The sequence below is a fragment of the Maribellus mangrovi genome, assembly GCF_037646455.1.
Lineage (GTDB): Bacteria > Bacteroidota > Bacteroidia > Bacteroidales > Prolixibacteraceae > Draconibacterium > Draconibacterium mangrovi_A.
The window spans coordinates 1,850,391-1,867,322 of record NZ_JBBIXN010000001.1; the positions used below are offsets into that span (position 1 = coordinate 1,850,391).

The window sequence follows — 16,932 nt, forward strand, 5'->3', positions numbered from 1 at the left end:
CTAAATAACGGTAAGCTATTGACATTGATTGCTTTATGTTCTAACTTTGTTTATAGGAGCACCATTAAATCACATACAATCAGGACGCTTCATGAACTTAAGACGAACAAAATCGAAATTTAATTTCAGTTGGATCATTGTTATTGCTTTGCTGATCCTGCTCTATTCTTCCTACTTTCTTTTGTTTATACCTAAGCAGGAAATGCGGGTGACCGAACGTGGATTCAGAATATTGGAGGAATATGCCGAAAACATTCATAAAAAGAAGGATTATTACGATACTCATTTAAAAAACTACTCTACGTTTTATGTGTTGAACACAACGATCGATTCATTATCAGTTGCGTTTGAAAATAATGCCACAATAGATTCTCAGGCAATTGCGAACGTCATCGAAAACCTTGATACGGATATTGAATTGCAGACGGATAAGGCATCCTTATCCTATGAACGTAGTAACAAAGGCAAATATGTTGCTTTCCCGACAAGTATCAAAAGTACCCTGGAAGATAGCCTTCAGATAAAAGAAACTTTGAGTGATAAATTCCATTCGGCACTGGTGCCCATCAAGGTGCTTATGGAAGGTCTGAAGTTCGATGGTTTATTCGAGAACATTGCACTTCTTGATTCTTCCGAGGTTATTCATAATTCGAACGGAAGTGTGGTAAACGACATTTCAAACTTCGAGGCGTTAAGGATCGATACGGTTTCGAAAACTCAGGGAGGCGTTTTTACCGAGCTTCAAATACAGGGCATGAAAACCCATGTAATGATTTTGCCGATCATGTTTCTTGACCGCAAATTTTATCTGGCCGGTATGATTCAGGATCCGGATTACCGCCAAAAAACCCGAACCATCAACAACCAGTTTATTACCATTTTTGGAGGTATTCTGCTTTTGTTGTTGATATGCATGCCCATACTGAAAATTGCATTTATAAACCGAAAAGAACGGTTGAATGTAAAAGATACATACAATACCACGGTTTCTATAATTGTTGGTACAAGTTTGCTGGTATTGCTGTTTATTGGCACCATGAAATATTACGTGGTTGATCGGAACGAGGCGAATACACGAATCAATAACATATCGCATATACTCAGCGCGAATATCGAAAGGGAACTCCATCACGTATTTAACCTGGCTAAAACCGTGATTCGCGATAAAGATAAGTGTTACCATAAAATGCACTCTTATCTTTCTTCCAGTGATTATTATACTGTTGACAAAAGTATTTACCACGATTCCATTCCTTATAACGAGATTCTTTTTATGAGTGATGAAGGAAAGGCGGTAAAAGCGGTTACCCGAACTGCCTTTTCGAACCTTGTACAACTCGAACTCGGGAAGCGTAATTATTTTAAGAATGTGAAGGATGCCGGGAAAAGCTGGTCGTGTAATTCGCAGGAAGATCCGGAGTTTGAAGCTTTCTTTATTGAATCGATTAAGTCGTACAATACCGGCTCGAAGGAAACTGCAATTTCCTTCAGGCTGGCAGAACCAATTAAAACATCCAAGGGCACTGCTCCTTACATGGCAATTACTACTCATTTACCATCCCTGTACGATCAGATCTTGCCAAAGGATGTAGCTTTTATGGTCATCAACGAAAAGGGAGACGTGATGTATCATTCGAATCAGAATAAGATTTTGCACGAGAATTTTTTGGTTGAATGCAACTACGCGCCACTTATTGCCGGTGGGATTAATTACCGAACTATTGAGCAGGCGCGGATAACCTACAACGAACGTCAGTGGCTGGCTCAAATTGTACCGCTCGATGATTTGCCTCTATACCACATTACGCTCATCGATTTACAATACCTCGATAATAAAAACACGAGGATGTACCTGTTTACCTTTTATTTTATTCTGATAACGTTTATTTGCGTTGTAATCGGAATGCAGATCATGCAGCGTTTTGGCAGCGAAAAAACCTTTATGAAATCGAAGAACTGGTCATTCGACTGGCTGCTGTACAGGCGTGGAAAACGAGAAGGATATTTGTGGGTGCTGCTCATTCAAGTGGTTCTGGTTCTGCTGCAGGTTGTATTATCCATTCTTGTTTATAAACCCATAGGCGTATTAATCATTCAATTGATCTTGATTTCGTCGGGTGGAATATTTGCCTATCAGTTGTTAAATAAAAAGCAAGAGTTACCTGTAAAGAGGAAGTTAAAACCTGCAATGTGGATAAGCCTCGTAATTATTGCCCTGCTAATGTTGCTGCTAACTGGCATGAGTTTAACTGGATTAATAGCGACAGGAATACTTTTGCTCCTGCTTTTACCCTTGACTTTGATTGTTTTTTTCGACAGAATAAAAGAAACTGACCTTTCTAAAATCTGGGTATTTAACATGCTTTCCGGGTTATCCACCCGTGTCATTTACACGGCTTATATGTTTACCTGGTTACTGAGTTTATCCGTAGTCCCGGTAGTTATTTACTATTACAGCATTAAACACCAGGAAAATGTGTTAAGCCGGAAAGCTGAAATGATTCACCTGGCAAAGTCGAATTTGGAGCACCTAAGAAATCACGATGAACATGAATCGAATGTTTGGGCACGTGCATCGAATGGAAGTAATATTGATGGTTACCGGATTGCTTTTGAAGATGAATTTCACAAGGGAAAAGAAAGTGAGCAAAAAGTCTATTTTGATGCTTCGAAACCGGGATTATGGAATGGTTTGCTCTATCGCGCCTATGCGTATCTCACCAACATAAATTACGATATCCTTTACCGGGGATTCAAAAGTCCGCTGACAAAAGATGATTACATGATGGCTCTTTTACAATCCAGTAATAAGCGAAATGACTGGTCGTTTGATCAGGCTTTAGTCTACACTTCGCCCGGGTTGCATGGTACGGTTAAGGTGTGGCATGTCCCCAATGTGAAGCAATCCTTTAAAAAAATATTGTGGCGAGTCGTAATTCTTGTTATTCCTGTTATTCTTTGGCTGCTTACTATTTGGTTTGTTTTTTACTTTCTGTCGCAACTGGTGTTAGGTAGTGTTATCGATAAATGGAAATACCAGGGGCGCCCGATCTGGCGGAATGTGGTGGATAACAAAGAGATTAACCGGATATTGCTCGTAGTTTTCGATGGGCGGAAATACTATAAGAAACTCGATACAGACCTTGTAAAAAAGATCTCGGCTCAAGAGCTTCTAAAAACCGATGTAGCTGATTTGCTCGAACTTCCGAAAAAGAAAAAGAAGATTTGGATAACCGGTTTGGGCGAATACCTCTTGCAACACAAAAAAATGGAAACGCTGCTGCCTAAACTCAACGAATTGCTGGACGCAAGCGACCGCAAGATCATTATTGAAATGCCTTATGATCTGGATTATATTGAAGAGTATTTTGAAGAACTTGTTACTGATGGACGATACAAAGCCGAGGAAGAAATTGAGATCATTAATTATGAAAGCGAACTAAAACACCTGTTTCGCAGGTTTTACCGTTTCACCGGCTCAATTGATAAAGATTACATTAACGACATTTTGAAAGAGCTGCACAAGCACTCACGCAATCCTGAAGGTTCGGAAGAAGAATTGCTTGCCGATGCCCACCTTTTGAAGTTGCAATACAGTCACATCTGGAACAATTTAAGCCACATGGAAAAGCTGATCCTGTTTGATTTAGCCGACGATGGAATGATGAACCTTAAAAACCGATTTCTCATTAATCGCTTAAAGTTGAAAGGATTGATCAACCTTGATCCTGCACCGGAAATTTTTACGTCAAGCTTTCAGTATTTTCTGAAATATTCGGTCAACCAGGAGGAAATAAACAGCCTGGAGCAAAGATTAAGTAAGGAGGGCAAATGGAAAAACACGCGCTACCTTATTTTGCTTTTGTTGATTCCTTTGGTGGCATTTATGTTTATTTCGCAGGGAACTTCCGTAGAACGCGTAGTAGGAATATTAACCGGTGTGATTGCATTGTTCTCCGGCGCCATTAAAATTATGGATACCAGTTGGTTCAATATGGCCTCTAAATCGTCCTGATTTTCGCGAAACAGCTTAATCTTTCGTAAACTGGCTTCCCCACCAATCATTCCCCGGATTATAATCGGGCGAAAGAAAATTCAGGCGTTGCTTTTCGAGTTGTGGCCAACGTGTCTCGATCACGTATTTCATATGGTCTTCTTCCTTTTCTTTTGTCCATTCCGGATCACGCACAGGGTATCTGGCGCCCATTTCATCGAGCATCGAAAAGAGTTTAGTACTCATTTCAGCCGTTTTATCAGTCAACTCAGCAGCCAAATCGTTTGTCTCGGAAACATCATTTTTGAGATTGTACAATTCTTCGTGTCCATCTTCGTAATAATGGATAAGTTTCCAATCACCATCACGAATAATCGACGACGGTTCTCCTCCCTGGTTCCCATAATGCGGGTAGTGCCAAATCAGAGGTCGTTCGGCAATGGTTTTATCTTCCAGAAGCGGCTTCAAACTTACACCGTCAACATGTTCTGCTGGTTTTAACGGCGCTCCGATCAGATCCAGAATTGTGGGGTAAAAATCGGTTCCGCTAACCGGTGTGCTGCATTTCTGCCCATTACCCATTCCCGGTACTTTTATAAAATAAGGCTCGCGTATTCCGCCTTCAAACTGATAACCTTTACCACCACGAAGCGGAAGGTTGGAAGTGGCAAAGGCATCGCCTGCTGAAACTCCTCCATTGTCCGAAGTAAAAATTACGATGGTATTTTCGGACAGCCCGAGTTCATCCAGTGCATTCAGAACCACACCAACAGCATCGTCCATTGTTTCAACCAGACCGGCATAAACCGGATTGTCCTGTACCTGCCGTATAGGGAGAAAATGTCCCATTTTAAATCCCTTCTCCGGGATGCCTTGTTCCGCTGCTTTTTCGCGGTACTTGCCCCATTTTTCAGCAGTAGTTTGAATCGGTCCGTGAACCGCATAAAACGAAAGGTAAGCTAAAAATGCAGTGTCCTTGTTATTCCTGATAAAATCTACCGTTTCGCGGGCCAGTCGCATACTCAGGTTCTCACCATCGGGGCCACTTGCAAGGTTCGGATTGTCCCATGGAGCAAAATATCCTCCTTTCGGACTGCCCACATCCCATCCTCCTTTGTTGATGTCGAATCCATGATCTTCAGGCCACGAACCTTTCCCGCCAAGGTGCCATTTACCCGCAAAAAAAGTACGGTATCCCGCCTCTTTCATCGCTTCCGGCAATGTGATGTAATCCTTATTCAGGGCATGCTCATATTCCGGCGGGAGCAGTTGGTTCGACCGGCCAAGTTTTCTCCAGTTTTCACCCGTAGGTGCGCCTATCCAGTCGGTAATACCATGCCTGGCGGTAAATTTCCCCGAAAGAATACTTGCACGTGAAGGGCTGCATACCTGGCAAGCTGCATAGCCATCGGTAAAAATCATGCCTTCCGAAGCAATCCTGTCGATGTTAGGCGTTTCGTAATATTGGCTGCCCATAATGCTCATGTCGTGGTAACCAAAATCATCTGCCAGAATGAACAGAACATTAGGTCTGGCTGGCTCGGTTTTTTCACTGTTGCATGATGAGAATAGAACGACCAACAGCAATAAAAAAGTGATAATGTGAAATCTGATTTTCATGAGATAATAATAGTTGTTGTGGATATTTAATTGCCCGAATATTAGAATGGGAACACTTCGGACTCTGTTCGCGATGAATTCATAAGTTGTTGCAATTCTTTTACCCGTTCAGGATGCTCGTCGGCCACATTGTGCTCTTCACCTACATCGGTGCTTAAATCGTACAATTCTACGGTCATTTTTTCCGGATTATTTACCTGGTAATTGACCAGTTTCCAATTTCCGCGGCGTATGGCTTTTCGGCCACCCATTTCGTGAAATTCCCAATACAGGTAGTCATGTTCAGGTTGATCTTTTCCAATCAGTGTAGGTAAAAATGAAATCCCGTCGATGTTGGCAGGTGGTTCAACATCGATCATTTCAGCAACGGTAGGGAAAACATCCCAAAAAGCCGAAATGTGATCGCTGGTTGTTCCTTTTCCGATTTTTCCATTCCAAACAGCGATCATGGGTACGCGGATGCCGCCTTCATAAAGATCGCGCTTAAATCCTTTAAGTGGGCCGTTGCTGTCGAAATAATTCGGATCGGCGCCCCCCTCAAGATGCGGGCCGTTATCTGATGTGAAAACGATTAACGTATTGTCGTAGATACCTTCTTCCTTTAGTTTTGCAATAATTTCGCCCACCTGTGTATCGAGGTAATCAACCATTGCTGCAAAAGCTGCATGCGATTCCGGCTGTGTTCCGTAACGTCCTTTTCTGAAGTTCTTGTCGCCCGGTTCGGCCCCTTTGTATGTTTTCTCGGGTAGGAATTTGCCCCGGTATTTGGCAAGACTTTCTTCGGGAAGTAATAGTTCGGCATGAGGAATTGTAGTTGGATAGTACAAAAAGAAAGGCTTGTCTTTATTTTGTTCGATAAATTGCAGTGCTCGTGCATGAATCAGGTCTGGTGCATAGGTTCCGAATTTATCTCCGGTATTTTCTTCAAGTATTACTTTTTCGTGATTGTCCCACAAGTGCCCCGGATAGTAGTTGTGCGCCAGGCTCTGGCAATTGTAGCCATAAAATTGATCGAATCCTTTCTTGTTGGGATCGCCTTCGGTATCAATATAGCCGAGTCCCCATTTTCCAAAAGCTCCGGTTGCGTATCCGGCTTCCTGTAGCATGGTTGCCATGGTATATGCTTCTTTTGGAAGTGGCCATTGTCCTTCCGGTTCCCAGCCTTTGTTTCCCCGAATGGGAGTATGACCGGTATGTTGACCCGTCATTAATGAAGAGCGCGATGGTGCACAAACCGTAGTTCCTGCATAATGCTGTGTGAACAGCATTCCTTCCTTGGCCAGTTGGTCGATATGCGGAGTGCTGAAATGCGTTTGTCCGTAACAGCTCAAATCGCGATAACCGAGGTCGTCTGCCAAAATATATACAATATTGGGCTTTTGATTTTTAGCCGCGTCCTGTTTCGGCGATGTGGAACAGGAAGTTATAAGAATTGCTGCCAGGAAAAGGAGAAGATATGATTTTTTCATTCTTAAAAAATTTAAAAACTAGTACAATTATATGCAATTTATTTCAATTTTACCGGTTTCCAGGCCATCGCTTTTTACTTCCAATGCAATCGTTCCTTTTTCCCGGAGAGATTGTACGGTTACAACAAGTTTTCCGCTGAAAGCTTTCATGGTGGGCAAGTGGAACATTTCAAGCGAAGTGGCATCTCCATTACATACCACTTTGAATTTGCCTGCACCATTAACTTCAAAATCCAATTGGTTGCTGGCGTTCGGACAAAGGTTACCGTCTTTATCCACTACCGATACGGTGATGTAACTCAGGTCATTTCCATCAGCTGAAATTTCGGATCGATCGGCATTTAATACCAAATGGTGAGGTGCTCCGGCCGTGTGAATTTCTTGTTCCGCAGCAGGTTTCCCGTCTTCATCAAATGCTACTATTTTTATAGTTCCGGGCTCGTATTTTACATCAGTCCACATCAATCGGTTGCGGCTCAATAATGTTTCCTGGCTCTTTTTCTGAAGTCCCTGACTTTCTCCGTTTAAGAATAATTCGGCGCTGTTGTAACTGGTATATACAAAAACCGGTGTAGTTTCTCCCTCGCGACCTTCCCAGTTCCAGTGCGGGAGTATGTGCAGGGTTTCGTCTTCAGTGTTCCATCTGCTACGATATAAGTAGTAGCGATCTTTTGGAAGTCCTGCCAGGTCACAGATTCCGAAATATGAACTGCGCGACGGCCAATACTCATCATAGGGAGTTGGTTCGCCCAGGTAATCGAATCCCGTCCAAACAAATTCACCGATTACCCAGTCGTAATCGTCCTGCCATTTAAAATCAGTATCGGGAATGTTCGACCACCAGCATGCTTCCAGATCGTACGATGAACATTGCCCGTCGGGATAAGTTTTTTGCTTGAATTCTTCAACGGGGAATTTATAAATTCCTCTTGAACTGACAGTTGAGGCTGTTTCGGAGCCGAGTATAAAACCTTGAGGAAAACGTTCGTATGCTTCGTCGTAAAGTGGCAGGCGGTAATTTAATCCGGGAATATCCCAGATGGCGCCAAAACCATTTTTCAAGGTATTTGCAACCTGGTCCATTCCCACAGTAACCGGCCGGGTTGGATCTTCGCGATGAAAGAGATCCTGTAACCACTTTGCACGTTTTATGCCCTCGTTCCCCCACTGGTCGGGCACTTCGTTTCCGGCACTCCACATTACAATACTGGGATGGTTGCGTGTGGCACGTACCAAATTAACGACATCCTTTTCGGCCCAGTCATTAAAAAAGCGGTTGTAGCCGTTTTTCACTTTAGGACGGGCCCACTCGTCAAAGCTTTCAGCCAGCATCAGAATACCCATTTCATCACACAATTCGACTTGCTCGATTGAAGGCATATTGTGTGCCGAACGAATGGCGTTGCAACCCATGTCTTTAAGTATGGTAAGCTGGCGTTTTAAGGCGGCGCGGTTTACTGCTGCCCCCAATGGTCCGAGGTCGTGGTGCAGGCAAACTCCTTTAAACTTGGTATGCTCGCCGTTCAGAATCAATCCTTTTCCCCGTTCGTATTCTATACTGCGTATTCCAAAACGGATATTCTGTTCATCCATCAGTTTGCCCCCGCTAAATAACTTCATGTTGGCCGTGTACAAATATGGAGTCTCGATGCCCCAGCGAACAGGCTGATTTAGCGGAATGTTCTGTACCATCTTATTCCCAAAAACCCGGTCGGTAGTTCCTGTTGCGACAACTCTGCCATCGGCATCTTTTATTTCGGTAATCAATTCCAGGTTATCGCCGGTAACATCGCTTTTAATGTTTATCTGAGCCTGTTCATCCGAGATAAAAGGCGTGGTGATGAACGTTCCCCATTGCTCGAAGCCCATATCATTTTTTACAATAAGTTGAACTTTTCGATACAGTCCTGCCCCCGGGTACCAGCGCGACGATTTTCCTCTATTTTCAAGACGTACTGCCAGCAGATTTTCTTCGCCGGGTTTCAGGTAGTCTGAGATGTCAAAATAAAAATAGGCGTAACCATATTTCCATTCACCCACTTTATCACCATTGATAAAAACCTGTGGTTCGCTCATGGCGCCATCAAAAACCAAAAGTGCTTTCTTTCCCGATTTAAACTCCGGAACCTCTAAGGTTTTGCGGTACCAGCCAACGCCGATGTACGGCAGAGAACCAGTTCTGCCTGTTTTTTCGGTAGCAACCTTTTCCTGGTTTTGCTCGATCAATACCGTTTGTTTGTCAATTTCTTTATCGAATGGCCCTTTTATGGCCCAGTCGTGAGGAACAGAAACTGTTTCCCAGTTGCCTGTATCGAAATCGGGCTTTTCCGCATTTAGTGTTTCTCCTTTGGTGAACTTCCAGTCCTTGCTTAAAGTGTATACTTTTCTTGGAACCCGGTTGGGAGAGGAACATGCCGAAAGCAAAAAAAGAATCAGAACTATCGGAATGGTGATTTTAGTTATTTTCATAATTCGATCATTTAACTTGTAGGTACAGGTATGTTGTTTCGCAAATATGAGAAGAATTTGGAAAAATGTCATCTCTACAGTGCATTTCGTTCAGCACAAAAACGAGAAAACCAGAGGTGAATTTTATCCCGATATTCAGTTTATAACAACAATTCGCTATTCATCTCCTGTTAAAATCAACCTGAATAAAATAGCCGAGCAATGCGGACTTTCGATTTTCGTTTTTTTTTAAGTCAGAACTTTTTTTATATTGTTGTTGGTTTTAAGAGCATTTTATGACGCCAATCAGACGAAAACAAATTATACTGTTCACCTCGGTACTCGCACTTTTCTTTAGTGTCTCCTGTGGTTCTTCCGGAGGCGACAAGCGATCAAAAAAGGATAGAAAAGTTGTCGACAGAGATCTTGCTGAAATTACTTCTGAAGGAGTACTTCGTGTAATTACTTCCTACAGCAGTACCAGTTATTTTTTGTACAAAGGTCAGCCGATGGGCTACGAATATGATCTGTTAAAACGCTTTGCCAAACATTTGGATGTGAAACTGGAAATCTCGGTTTCTAATAACCTCGATACCATGTTTCAGCGATTACTGGAGGGGAAGGTAGATTTGATTGCACATGGTCTTACCATCACCAATTCGCGTAAGGAACTGGTTACTTTTTCAGAGTACCTGTACCTCACTAATCAGGTGTTGGTTCAGCGCAAACCGTTAAATTGGAGAAAGATCGGTTGGAGTAAATTGCAGTCCTCGCTTATTCACGATCCGATTGAGTTAATCGGCGATACCGTTTCGGTTCGTGCCAATTCGTCGTACATAAAACGACTGGCCAACCTTAGCGAAGAAATTGGCGGAACGATACATATTGACACGCTTTCGGGTGATTTGTCTACTGATAAAATTATTGAGATGGTTGCCAGCGGCGAAATAAAATATACTGTTGCCGATAATAATATCGCCAGCATAAATGCTTCTTACTATCCCGAACTTGACATCCGGGTGCCCATCAGTTTTTCTCAACGTATGGCCTGGGCTATCCGTCCAGAGGACACCGAGCTGGAAAAAGAGCTGAACCAGTGGATTAAAACCATGAAAGATGGAGTAGCGTATTACGCCATCTACAACAAATACTTCAAAAACACGCGCGATTTCAGGCGCAGGGAGAACAGCGAACTTTACAGTATAAATCACAACAATATCAGCGAGTATGACGACCTGATTAAAGCTGGAGCCGATTCTCTGGGCTGGGACTGGCGTTTAATGGCAGCCATGGTTTACCAGGAGTCAAAATTTATTCCCGATTTAGAATCGTGGGCCGGCGCAAAGGGAATTATGCAGCTGATGCCAAGAACCGCCGAGCGCTTTGGCGTTACCGACCGCACCGATCCAGTGCAGAGCATTCAGGCAGGTACGGAAATTTTAGAGCTTTTGTGGGATCGTTTTATTGATATCCCCGATTCGCTGCAACGCATAAAGTTTACCATGGCTGCGTACAATTGTGGCTATGGTCATGTAGTCGATGCCAGAAACCTGGCGTACGAAGAAGGCCTGGACATGTACCGCTGGGACGAGAATGTGGAAGAATCCATACTGAAATTAAGCTATCCTGAATATTACAACAAACCGATTATTAACTACGGCTATGTTCGTGGGGTTGAGCCATATACCTATGTGCGACAAGTTTTTGATCGTTTTGACAATTATTCCCACTTCATCGAGAAAAACGTGGAAACTGATTATGATAATGATGAAATGGGTAAAGTAGTTACTACCGAGCCTTCTGAATGATCTTCAAAAAAAACCGCCCCACAATGTGAGACGGTTTTGATATATCTTTTCTAAAAAAATTCTTAGATAGAGTCGATTGCGTTCAGGTCGTCGAAAGCAACTTGCAAACGAGCGATCACTGATTCTTCGGCTTTTCTTACCCAGGCGCGTGGATCGTAGAATTTCTTGTTTGGTTTCTCTTCGCCTTCCGGGTTACCAATTTGTCCTTGCAAGTAATCGTGGTTAGCTGCTTCGAATGCACGAACGCCATCCCAGTATGCCCACTGTGTATCGGTATCGATGTTCATTTTAACAACACCGTAACCAATAGCTTCGCGGATTTCTTCGTGTGATGAACCCGAACCTCCGTGGAATACAAAGTCAACAGGTAATTTATCGCTTAAACCATGTTTTTCAACAATGTATTTTTGAGAGTTATCCAGAATTTTTGGAGTCAATTTTACGTTACCCGGTTTGTAAACACCGTGCACATTTCCAAAAGAAGCAGCAATGGTAAAGTTTGGTGAAACTTTCGACAGTTCTTCGTAAGCGAAGTTTACTTCCTCAGGTTGTGTGTAAAGTTTCGATGAATCAACGTCGGTATTATCAACGCCGTCTTCTTCACCACCGGTAATACCCAATTCAATTTCAAGGGTCATACCCATTTTGCTCATTCTTTCGAGGTACTTTTTGCTGATCTCGATATTTTCTTCGATTAGCTCTTCACTTAAATCCAGCATGTGTGAGCTGAACAATGGTTTGCCGGTTTCTTCGAAATGTTTTTCACTGGCATCAAGCAGTCCGTCGATCCAAGGCAACAATTTTTTAGCAGCGTGGTCGGTATGCAGTATTACATGAACACCATAAGCTTCAGCTAAAGTGTGGATGTGTTTTGCACCTGCAACAGCACCAAGAATGGCAGCTTCCTGACCTTCGAGCTTTAAGCCTTTGCCGGCATTAAAAACGGCTCCACCGTTTGAGAACTGAATGATTACAGGAGCTTTGGCCACTTTGGCAGCTTCCATAACGGCATTGATTGATGATGATCCAACAACGTTTACTGCCGGAATGGCGAAGTTGTTTTCCTGAGCTACACGGAAAATGTATTGAACGTCGGAACCGGTGATTACACCTGGTTTTACGTTTTCTGCTATTTTACCCATAATGATTTGTTTATTTGATATTTAAATATTTGTATGCTGTCTTTTTTAAAGCGAAACAAAATTATAATTTCCCAACGTGGTTCGCAACAATGCCTCGTTAATGAAGTTTAAATTCTTTATTATTTAATATTTAAGCGCTTAAGAAAAGAAAATGGCACTCAAATTAATGTGAGTGCCATTTAAAAACCAAAAATCAATCCCGAATTAAACGGGACTTCTGCCCCTCAAAAGCTCAATTTTTATGCTGAATATTCAACTCCAAATATCTCAAGGTCTTTCTCCACTGCAGTAATTCCTGCAATACCAAAGTTTTCTACCAAAACATTAGCAACGTTTAGCGAAAGGAATGCCGGCAATGTTGGCCCCAGGTGAATGTTTTTCACACCCAGATGCAGCAGCGCCAGTAACACGATCACAGCTTTTTGCTCGTACCATGCAATGTTATAGGCAATTGGCAGATCGTTAATATCGTTCAGTTCGAAAACTTCTTTCAGTTTCAGTGCAATTACAGCCAGCGAGTAAGAGTCGTTACATTGTCCGGCATCAATTACACGCGGGATTCCGCCGATATCGCGCAATGGCAATTTGTTGTAGCGGTATTTGGCACAGCCTGCGGTTAGAATCACAGTGTCTTGCGGAAGTTGCTCAGCAAATTGGGTGTAATAATCGCGGCTTTTCATACGTCCGTCGCAACCGGCCATTACAAAGAATTTTTTGATGGCTCCTGTTTTTACGGCATCTACAATTTTATCGGCCAGTGCAAATACCTGAGCGTGGGCAAATCCACCCACAATTTCTCCGCTTTCAATTTCTTGCGGAGCAGCACATTTTTTTGCGTGTTCAATAATCTGGCTGAAATCTTTCATTTCGCCTTCCTTGCGATCCGGGATATGGATAGCTCCTTCCAATCCTGATGCGCCGGTGGTGTAAATACGATCGGTGTAAGTTGCCGATTTTTTGGGCGGAACAATACAGTTGGTGGTAAACAGGATCGGGCCGTTAAAGCTTTCGAATTCCGTGTTTTGTTTCCACCAGGCGTTACCATAATTTCCAACCAGGTGTTTGTATTTTTTGAAAGCCGGGTAGTAGTGTGCTGGCAGCATTTCACTGTGTGTATACACATCTACGCCAGTTCCTTCGGTCTGTTTCAGCAGGTCTTCCATATCGCGCAAATCGTGTCCCGAGATCAGGATAGCCGGATTCTGATGCACCCCAATGTTCACACTTGTAGCTACCGGGTTTCCATAAGCCGAAGTGTTGGCTGCATCCAGCAAAGCCATTACATCAACTCCGTATTTTCCGGTTTCGAGTGTAAGTGCCACCAGTTCATCAACTGAAAGATCTTCGGTGGTAGCTAACAATGCGCGCTGCATAAAGGCAAAAATCTCGTCTTTTTTATTGCCTAAATTCCAGGCATGCTCGGCATAAGCTGCCAGTCCTTTTACGCCATAAATAATCAGCTCGCGTAAGGAACGGATGTCTTCATCTTGAGTGCTAAGTACGCCAACTTCTTCGGCTTTGGCTTCAAATTCTTCAGCCGAAGCAGCATTCCATGTAGCCATCTCCGGCAATTCTGCTGGCAATACTACACTGCTTTCTTTGCAGAGAACCAGGAGTTCGTTACGAAGCTGAAGCGCTTTAATAATGCGTCGCTCAAAAGCTTTTTTATCGAAATTGGCGTTGGTAATGGTGCTGAATAATCCATCAAAAACAAACTTGTCAACTTTTGAAGGATTGGCGCCAATAGCCCTTAATTTCTCATTATACCAGCTAATTCCCTTCAGAACAAACAGAAGTGTATCCTGAAGATTAGCTACATCATTTGGTTTTCCACACACTCCGGCAATTGTACAGCCGGTCCCTTTTGCCGCTTCCTGGCATTGAAAACAAAACATACTCATATCTAAAGATTTTATTGATTATCGAATAAAAGGGGGAACATCTGGTTTATCACATCACTTTTAGGTACCTCAAATCCATTCTTCTGAAAGAACTTCTCCTCGAATACTTATTACTATTTCTTTCACCGGTACTTTACGCGAAGCTTGTTGTGTGGCTATTTTAACCATTTGCGAAAGACCGCCGCAGCAAGGTACTTCCATGATTACTACACTAATGGTGTTTACGCGTGCATCATCGATTAAACTAGTGAGTTTCCGGATGTAAATATCCGTTACCTGGTCGAGCTTCGGACAGGCGATCACCATTTTCCGGCCTTTAATAAAATCGTTGTGGAAATTACCGTATGCAAATCCGGCGCAGTCGGCAGCCACCAACAAGTCGACGCCATGGAAATACGATGCTGCCGGATTGATCAAATGCATCTGAACCGGCCATTGTGTAAGTGCCGATGGTACTTCGTCGGCAGGTGCGGCCATTTTAAAACCGGATGCATCAAAAGCTATCGGAGCCGATCCCGGACAACCACCTGTTGAGCAACCTCCTGAAGCTGGTTGCGCCTCTTTTTGGCTGTGCAACAGTTCGTGTACCTCGCTAATTTCAAACGGCATGGCTTCGCGGTTGGCTTTTATAAAACCAAGTGCTTCTTTCAGGTAGCCGTTTTCGCCATGATCCTGCAAATGTTTCAGGTGCGCAAAAACTGTAGCTTTTCCTGCTTTTATCATTTGCGAAATGGTAGCTACTTCATCGTATGCATCTGCTTCACGTTCTTCAATTGTAATGGCACCTTCGGGGCAGTGACCGATACAGGCACCCAACCCGTCGCACATTAATTCGCTCACCAAACGCGCTTTTCCATCAATAATTTGCAAAGCACCTTCGTGGCAGTTCGGAACACATTGTCCGCAACCGTTGCACAATTCTTCGTCAATTTTTACAATCTCGCGTATCATATTCGTTTGTTTTTTTCTTTTCTGATTGATTTACGCAACAAAAGTAGGGCAGTGGCGTTTCCAATTTTGTATCAAATGTTACAAAATGATAGATTATTCATTATTGAGCCAATGTCCAGTGTTTAGAGGTATTTCAGAAACTGAAGCCAAAAATTTACTCGGGCAGATACATTTCCAGATCAGGAAGTTTAAAAAAGATGAAGTGGTGGTCCTGGCTGGCGACACAGTGCAGGATCTGCTAATTATTTTGTCGGGAAGCGTGCGTGGCGAAATGATCGATTATTCAGGAAAAACCGTTAAAATTGAAGATATTGAAGCTCCTAAGCCACTGGCGGCAGCTTTCCTTTTTGGAAAAGAAAACCGCTACCCGGTGACGGTTACCGCAAATAAAAATTCTAGTATTTTGGCTATTCCGGTTCCCGAGTTTTTAAAAATACTACAGATGAATACCTTGCTGCTGCGAAACTACCTGCACAGTATTTCGTCGAGGGCACAGTTTCTGTCGCAGAAACTGAATTTTTTGAGTTTTAAAACCATCAGGGAGAAAGTGGCGCATTTTCTTTTGCAACAGGCCGGCGACCGCTATCACTCGTTTGAGCTTAAAAATACGCAACAACAATTGGCCGATCTTTTTGGAGTAACTCGTCCGTCGCTGGCACGTGTGCTTGGAGACATGCAAAGTGATGGTTTTATAAAAATTGAAAAGAAAACAGTGACACTCCTCGACAAAAATGCACTCAACAAATTACTAAAAAATGGCTGACAATAATTTTATCCGATACAAAATCTTTGAAGCTTTCCCTGAAATTGAAGTGTTTACCACCAGCAAACAAAGTTTGATCCAGAAGAATGTTCGATTCACAGGAGATGATGAAAGTAGTTATAAAACCAACCGTGAAGAATTGAGCCGATATTTAGGAATCGCCGCAGAACAACTGGTATTTCCTCGACAAACGCATACCGCAACTGTTTGCTGCATCGACGATCTTCCAGAAACGGAAATTCAGGAAACAGATGCTTTGGTGAGCAATAAAAAAGGCCTGTGTTTGTGTGTTCAAACGGCCGACTGTGTTCCCATTTTGTTATTCGATCCGGTAAAAAAAGTGATTGCCGCTGTGCACGCCGGGTGGCGGGGAACAGTGAATAGAATTGTAGCCAATACGATCGAAAAGATGAAACAGGATTACGGCTCCGATGCTGCCGATATTAGGGCAGCCATTGGCCCGTCGATCGGTCCCGAAGTGTACGAAGTAGGAACTGAAGTGGTGGCAGCAGCCAGAAAATCGATTCCGGAAGTCCGGAAAACGCTTCATAAAAATAGTTCAGGAAACTTTCATTTTAACCTGTGGGAAGCCAACCGTTTGATATTGCTGGAGTGTGGCCTGCAATTCAATAATATAGAACTGCTTTCGGAATGTTCGTTCAAATACGATCAAAAATATTATTCAGCCCGTCGTGATGGAGTGGATACCGGAAGAATGGTTTCCGGAATAATGTTGCGATGAATAATACTTAATTCGGGCTAAAATAAGAGCAAGTCTTAGCTGTTTTCGCCAAAAGCCTTATCTTCGCATCTGTTAAATATTTAGCATTTCTTTT

The 16,932-nt window shown here is 43.0% G+C and carries 10 protein-coding genes; 4 read left to right on the top strand and 6 right to left on the bottom strand.

Annotated elements, in window-relative coordinates:
* The first annotated feature begins 91 nt into the window (after positions 1-91).
* Positions 92-4,015 carry a hypothetical protein gene (locus WFY05_RS07160; RefSeq protein ID WP_340112085.1) on the top strand — a complete coding sequence of 1,308 codons (3,924 nt, stop codon included), beginning with the start codon at positions 92-94 and terminating at the stop codon, positions 4,013-4,015.
* Between the two features lie 15 nt (positions 4,016-4,030).
* Here the strand turns inward: WFY05_RS07160 and WFY05_RS07165 are convergent, their stop codons facing one another.
* From WFY05_RS07165 to WFY05_RS07175, 3 genes are read right to left on the bottom strand one after another with little or no spacing between them, the layout of a single operon-like run.
* The gene (locus WFY05_RS07165; RefSeq protein WP_340112086.1) at positions 4,031-5,614 is read right to left on the bottom strand and encodes a sulfatase; all 1,584 of its coding nucleotides are present in this window, start codon (positions 5,612-5,614) and stop codon (positions 4,031-4,033) included.
* A gap of 41 nt (positions 5,615-5,655) precedes the next feature.
* Positions 5,656-7,083 carry an arylsulfatase gene (locus tag WFY05_RS07170; RefSeq protein WP_340112087.1) on the bottom strand — a complete coding sequence of 476 codons (1,428 nt, stop codon included), beginning with the start codon at positions 7,081-7,083 and terminating at the stop codon, positions 5,656-5,658.
* A gap of 27 nt (positions 7,084-7,110) precedes the next feature.
* Positions 7,111-9,552: a glycoside hydrolase family 2 TIM barrel-domain containing protein gene (locus WFY05_RS07175; protein ID WP_340112088.1), complete on the bottom strand. Its 2,442-nt coding sequence runs from the start codon at positions 9,550-9,552 to the stop codon at positions 7,111-7,113.
* A 275-nt stretch (positions 9,553-9,827) separates the two neighbouring features.
* Here WFY05_RS07175 and WFY05_RS07180 point away from each other — a divergent pair, with 275 nt between their 5' ends.
* The gene (locus WFY05_RS07180) at positions 9,828-11,339 is read left to right on the top strand and encodes an MltF family protein (RefSeq protein WP_340112089.1); all 1,512 of its coding nucleotides are present in this window, start codon (positions 9,828-9,830) and stop codon (positions 11,337-11,339) included.
* Positions 11,340-11,401: 62 nt separating this feature from the next.
* Here WFY05_RS07180 and fbaA read toward each other — a convergent pair whose 3' ends face one another.
* The 3 genes from fbaA to WFY05_RS07195 all read right to left on the bottom strand — a co-directional run bounded on the left by fbaA (position 11,402) and on the right by WFY05_RS07195 (position 15,333).
* Complete coding sequence (gene fbaA, locus WFY05_RS07185; RefSeq protein ID WP_340112091.1) at positions 11,402-12,481, bottom strand: class II fructose-bisphosphate aldolase; 1,080 nt, start codon at positions 12,479-12,481, stop codon at positions 11,402-11,404.
* 239 nt (positions 12,482-12,720) lie between these two features.
* A complete protein-coding gene (gene hcp / locus WFY05_RS07190) occupies positions 12,721-14,382 on the bottom strand; it encodes a hydroxylamine reductase (RefSeq protein WP_340112092.1) in 1,662 nt (553 codons plus the stop codon).
* A 69-nt stretch (positions 14,383-14,451) separates the two neighbouring features.
* Entirely contained in the window at positions 14,452-15,333 is an 882-nt protein-coding gene (locus WFY05_RS07195) for an ATP-binding protein (protein ID WP_340112093.1), read from the bottom strand.
* Between the two features lie 85 nt (positions 15,334-15,418).
* On the opposite strand from WFY05_RS07195, the gene WFY05_RS07200 reads away from it, so the two are divergent.
* Positions 15,419-16,096 carry a Crp/Fnr family transcriptional regulator gene (locus WFY05_RS07200; RefSeq protein WP_340112095.1) on the top strand — a complete coding sequence of 226 codons (678 nt, stop codon included), beginning with the start codon at positions 15,419-15,421 and terminating at the stop codon, positions 16,094-16,096.
* Positions 16,089-16,838, top strand: coding sequence for a peptidoglycan editing factor PgeF (pgeF, locus tag WFY05_RS07205; protein ID WP_340112096.1), 750 nt, complete (start codon positions 16,089-16,091; stop codon positions 16,836-16,838). The genes WFY05_RS07200 and pgeF overlap by 8 nt, the downstream gene beginning before the upstream one ends.
* The last annotated feature ends 94 nt before the right edge of the window (positions 16,839-16,932 follow it).

Bases quoted from the DNA above. Each gene is read 5' to 3' on its own strand.
- WFY05_RS07160 (WP_340112085.1), top strand. From the start codon at position 92: ATGAACTTAAGACGAACAAAATCGAAATTTAATTTCAGTTGGATCATT.
- WFY05_RS07165 (WP_340112086.1), bottom strand. From the start codon at position 5,614: ATGAAAATCAGATTTCACATTATCACTTTTTTATTGCTGTTGGTCGTT.
- WFY05_RS07170 (WP_340112087.1), bottom strand. From the start codon at position 7,083: ATGAAAAAATCATATCTTCTCCTTTTCCTGGCAGCAATTCTTATAACT.
- WFY05_RS07175 (WP_340112088.1), bottom strand. From the start codon at position 9,552: ATGAAAATAACTAAAATCACCATTCCGATAGTTCTGATTCTTTTTTTG.
- WFY05_RS07180 (WP_340112089.1), top strand. From the start codon at position 9,828: ATGACGCCAATCAGACGAAAACAAATTATACTGTTCACCTCGGTACTC.
- fbaA (WP_340112091.1), bottom strand. From the start codon at position 12,481: ATGGGTAAAATAGCAGAAAACGTAAAACCAGGTGTAATCACCGGTTCC.
- hcp (WP_340112092.1), bottom strand. From the start codon at position 14,382: ATGAGTATGTTTTGTTTTCAATGCCAGGAAGCGGCAAAAGGGACCGGC.
- WFY05_RS07195 (WP_340112093.1), bottom strand. From the start codon at position 15,333: ATGATACGCGAGATTGTAAAAATTGACGAAGAATTGTGCAACGGTTGC.
- WFY05_RS07200 (WP_340112095.1), top strand. From the start codon at position 15,419: ATGATAGATTATTCATTATTGAGCCAATGTCCAGTGTTTAGAGGTATT.
- pgeF (WP_340112096.1), top strand. From the start codon at position 16,089: ATGGCTGACAATAATTTTATCCGATACAAAATCTTTGAAGCTTTCCCT.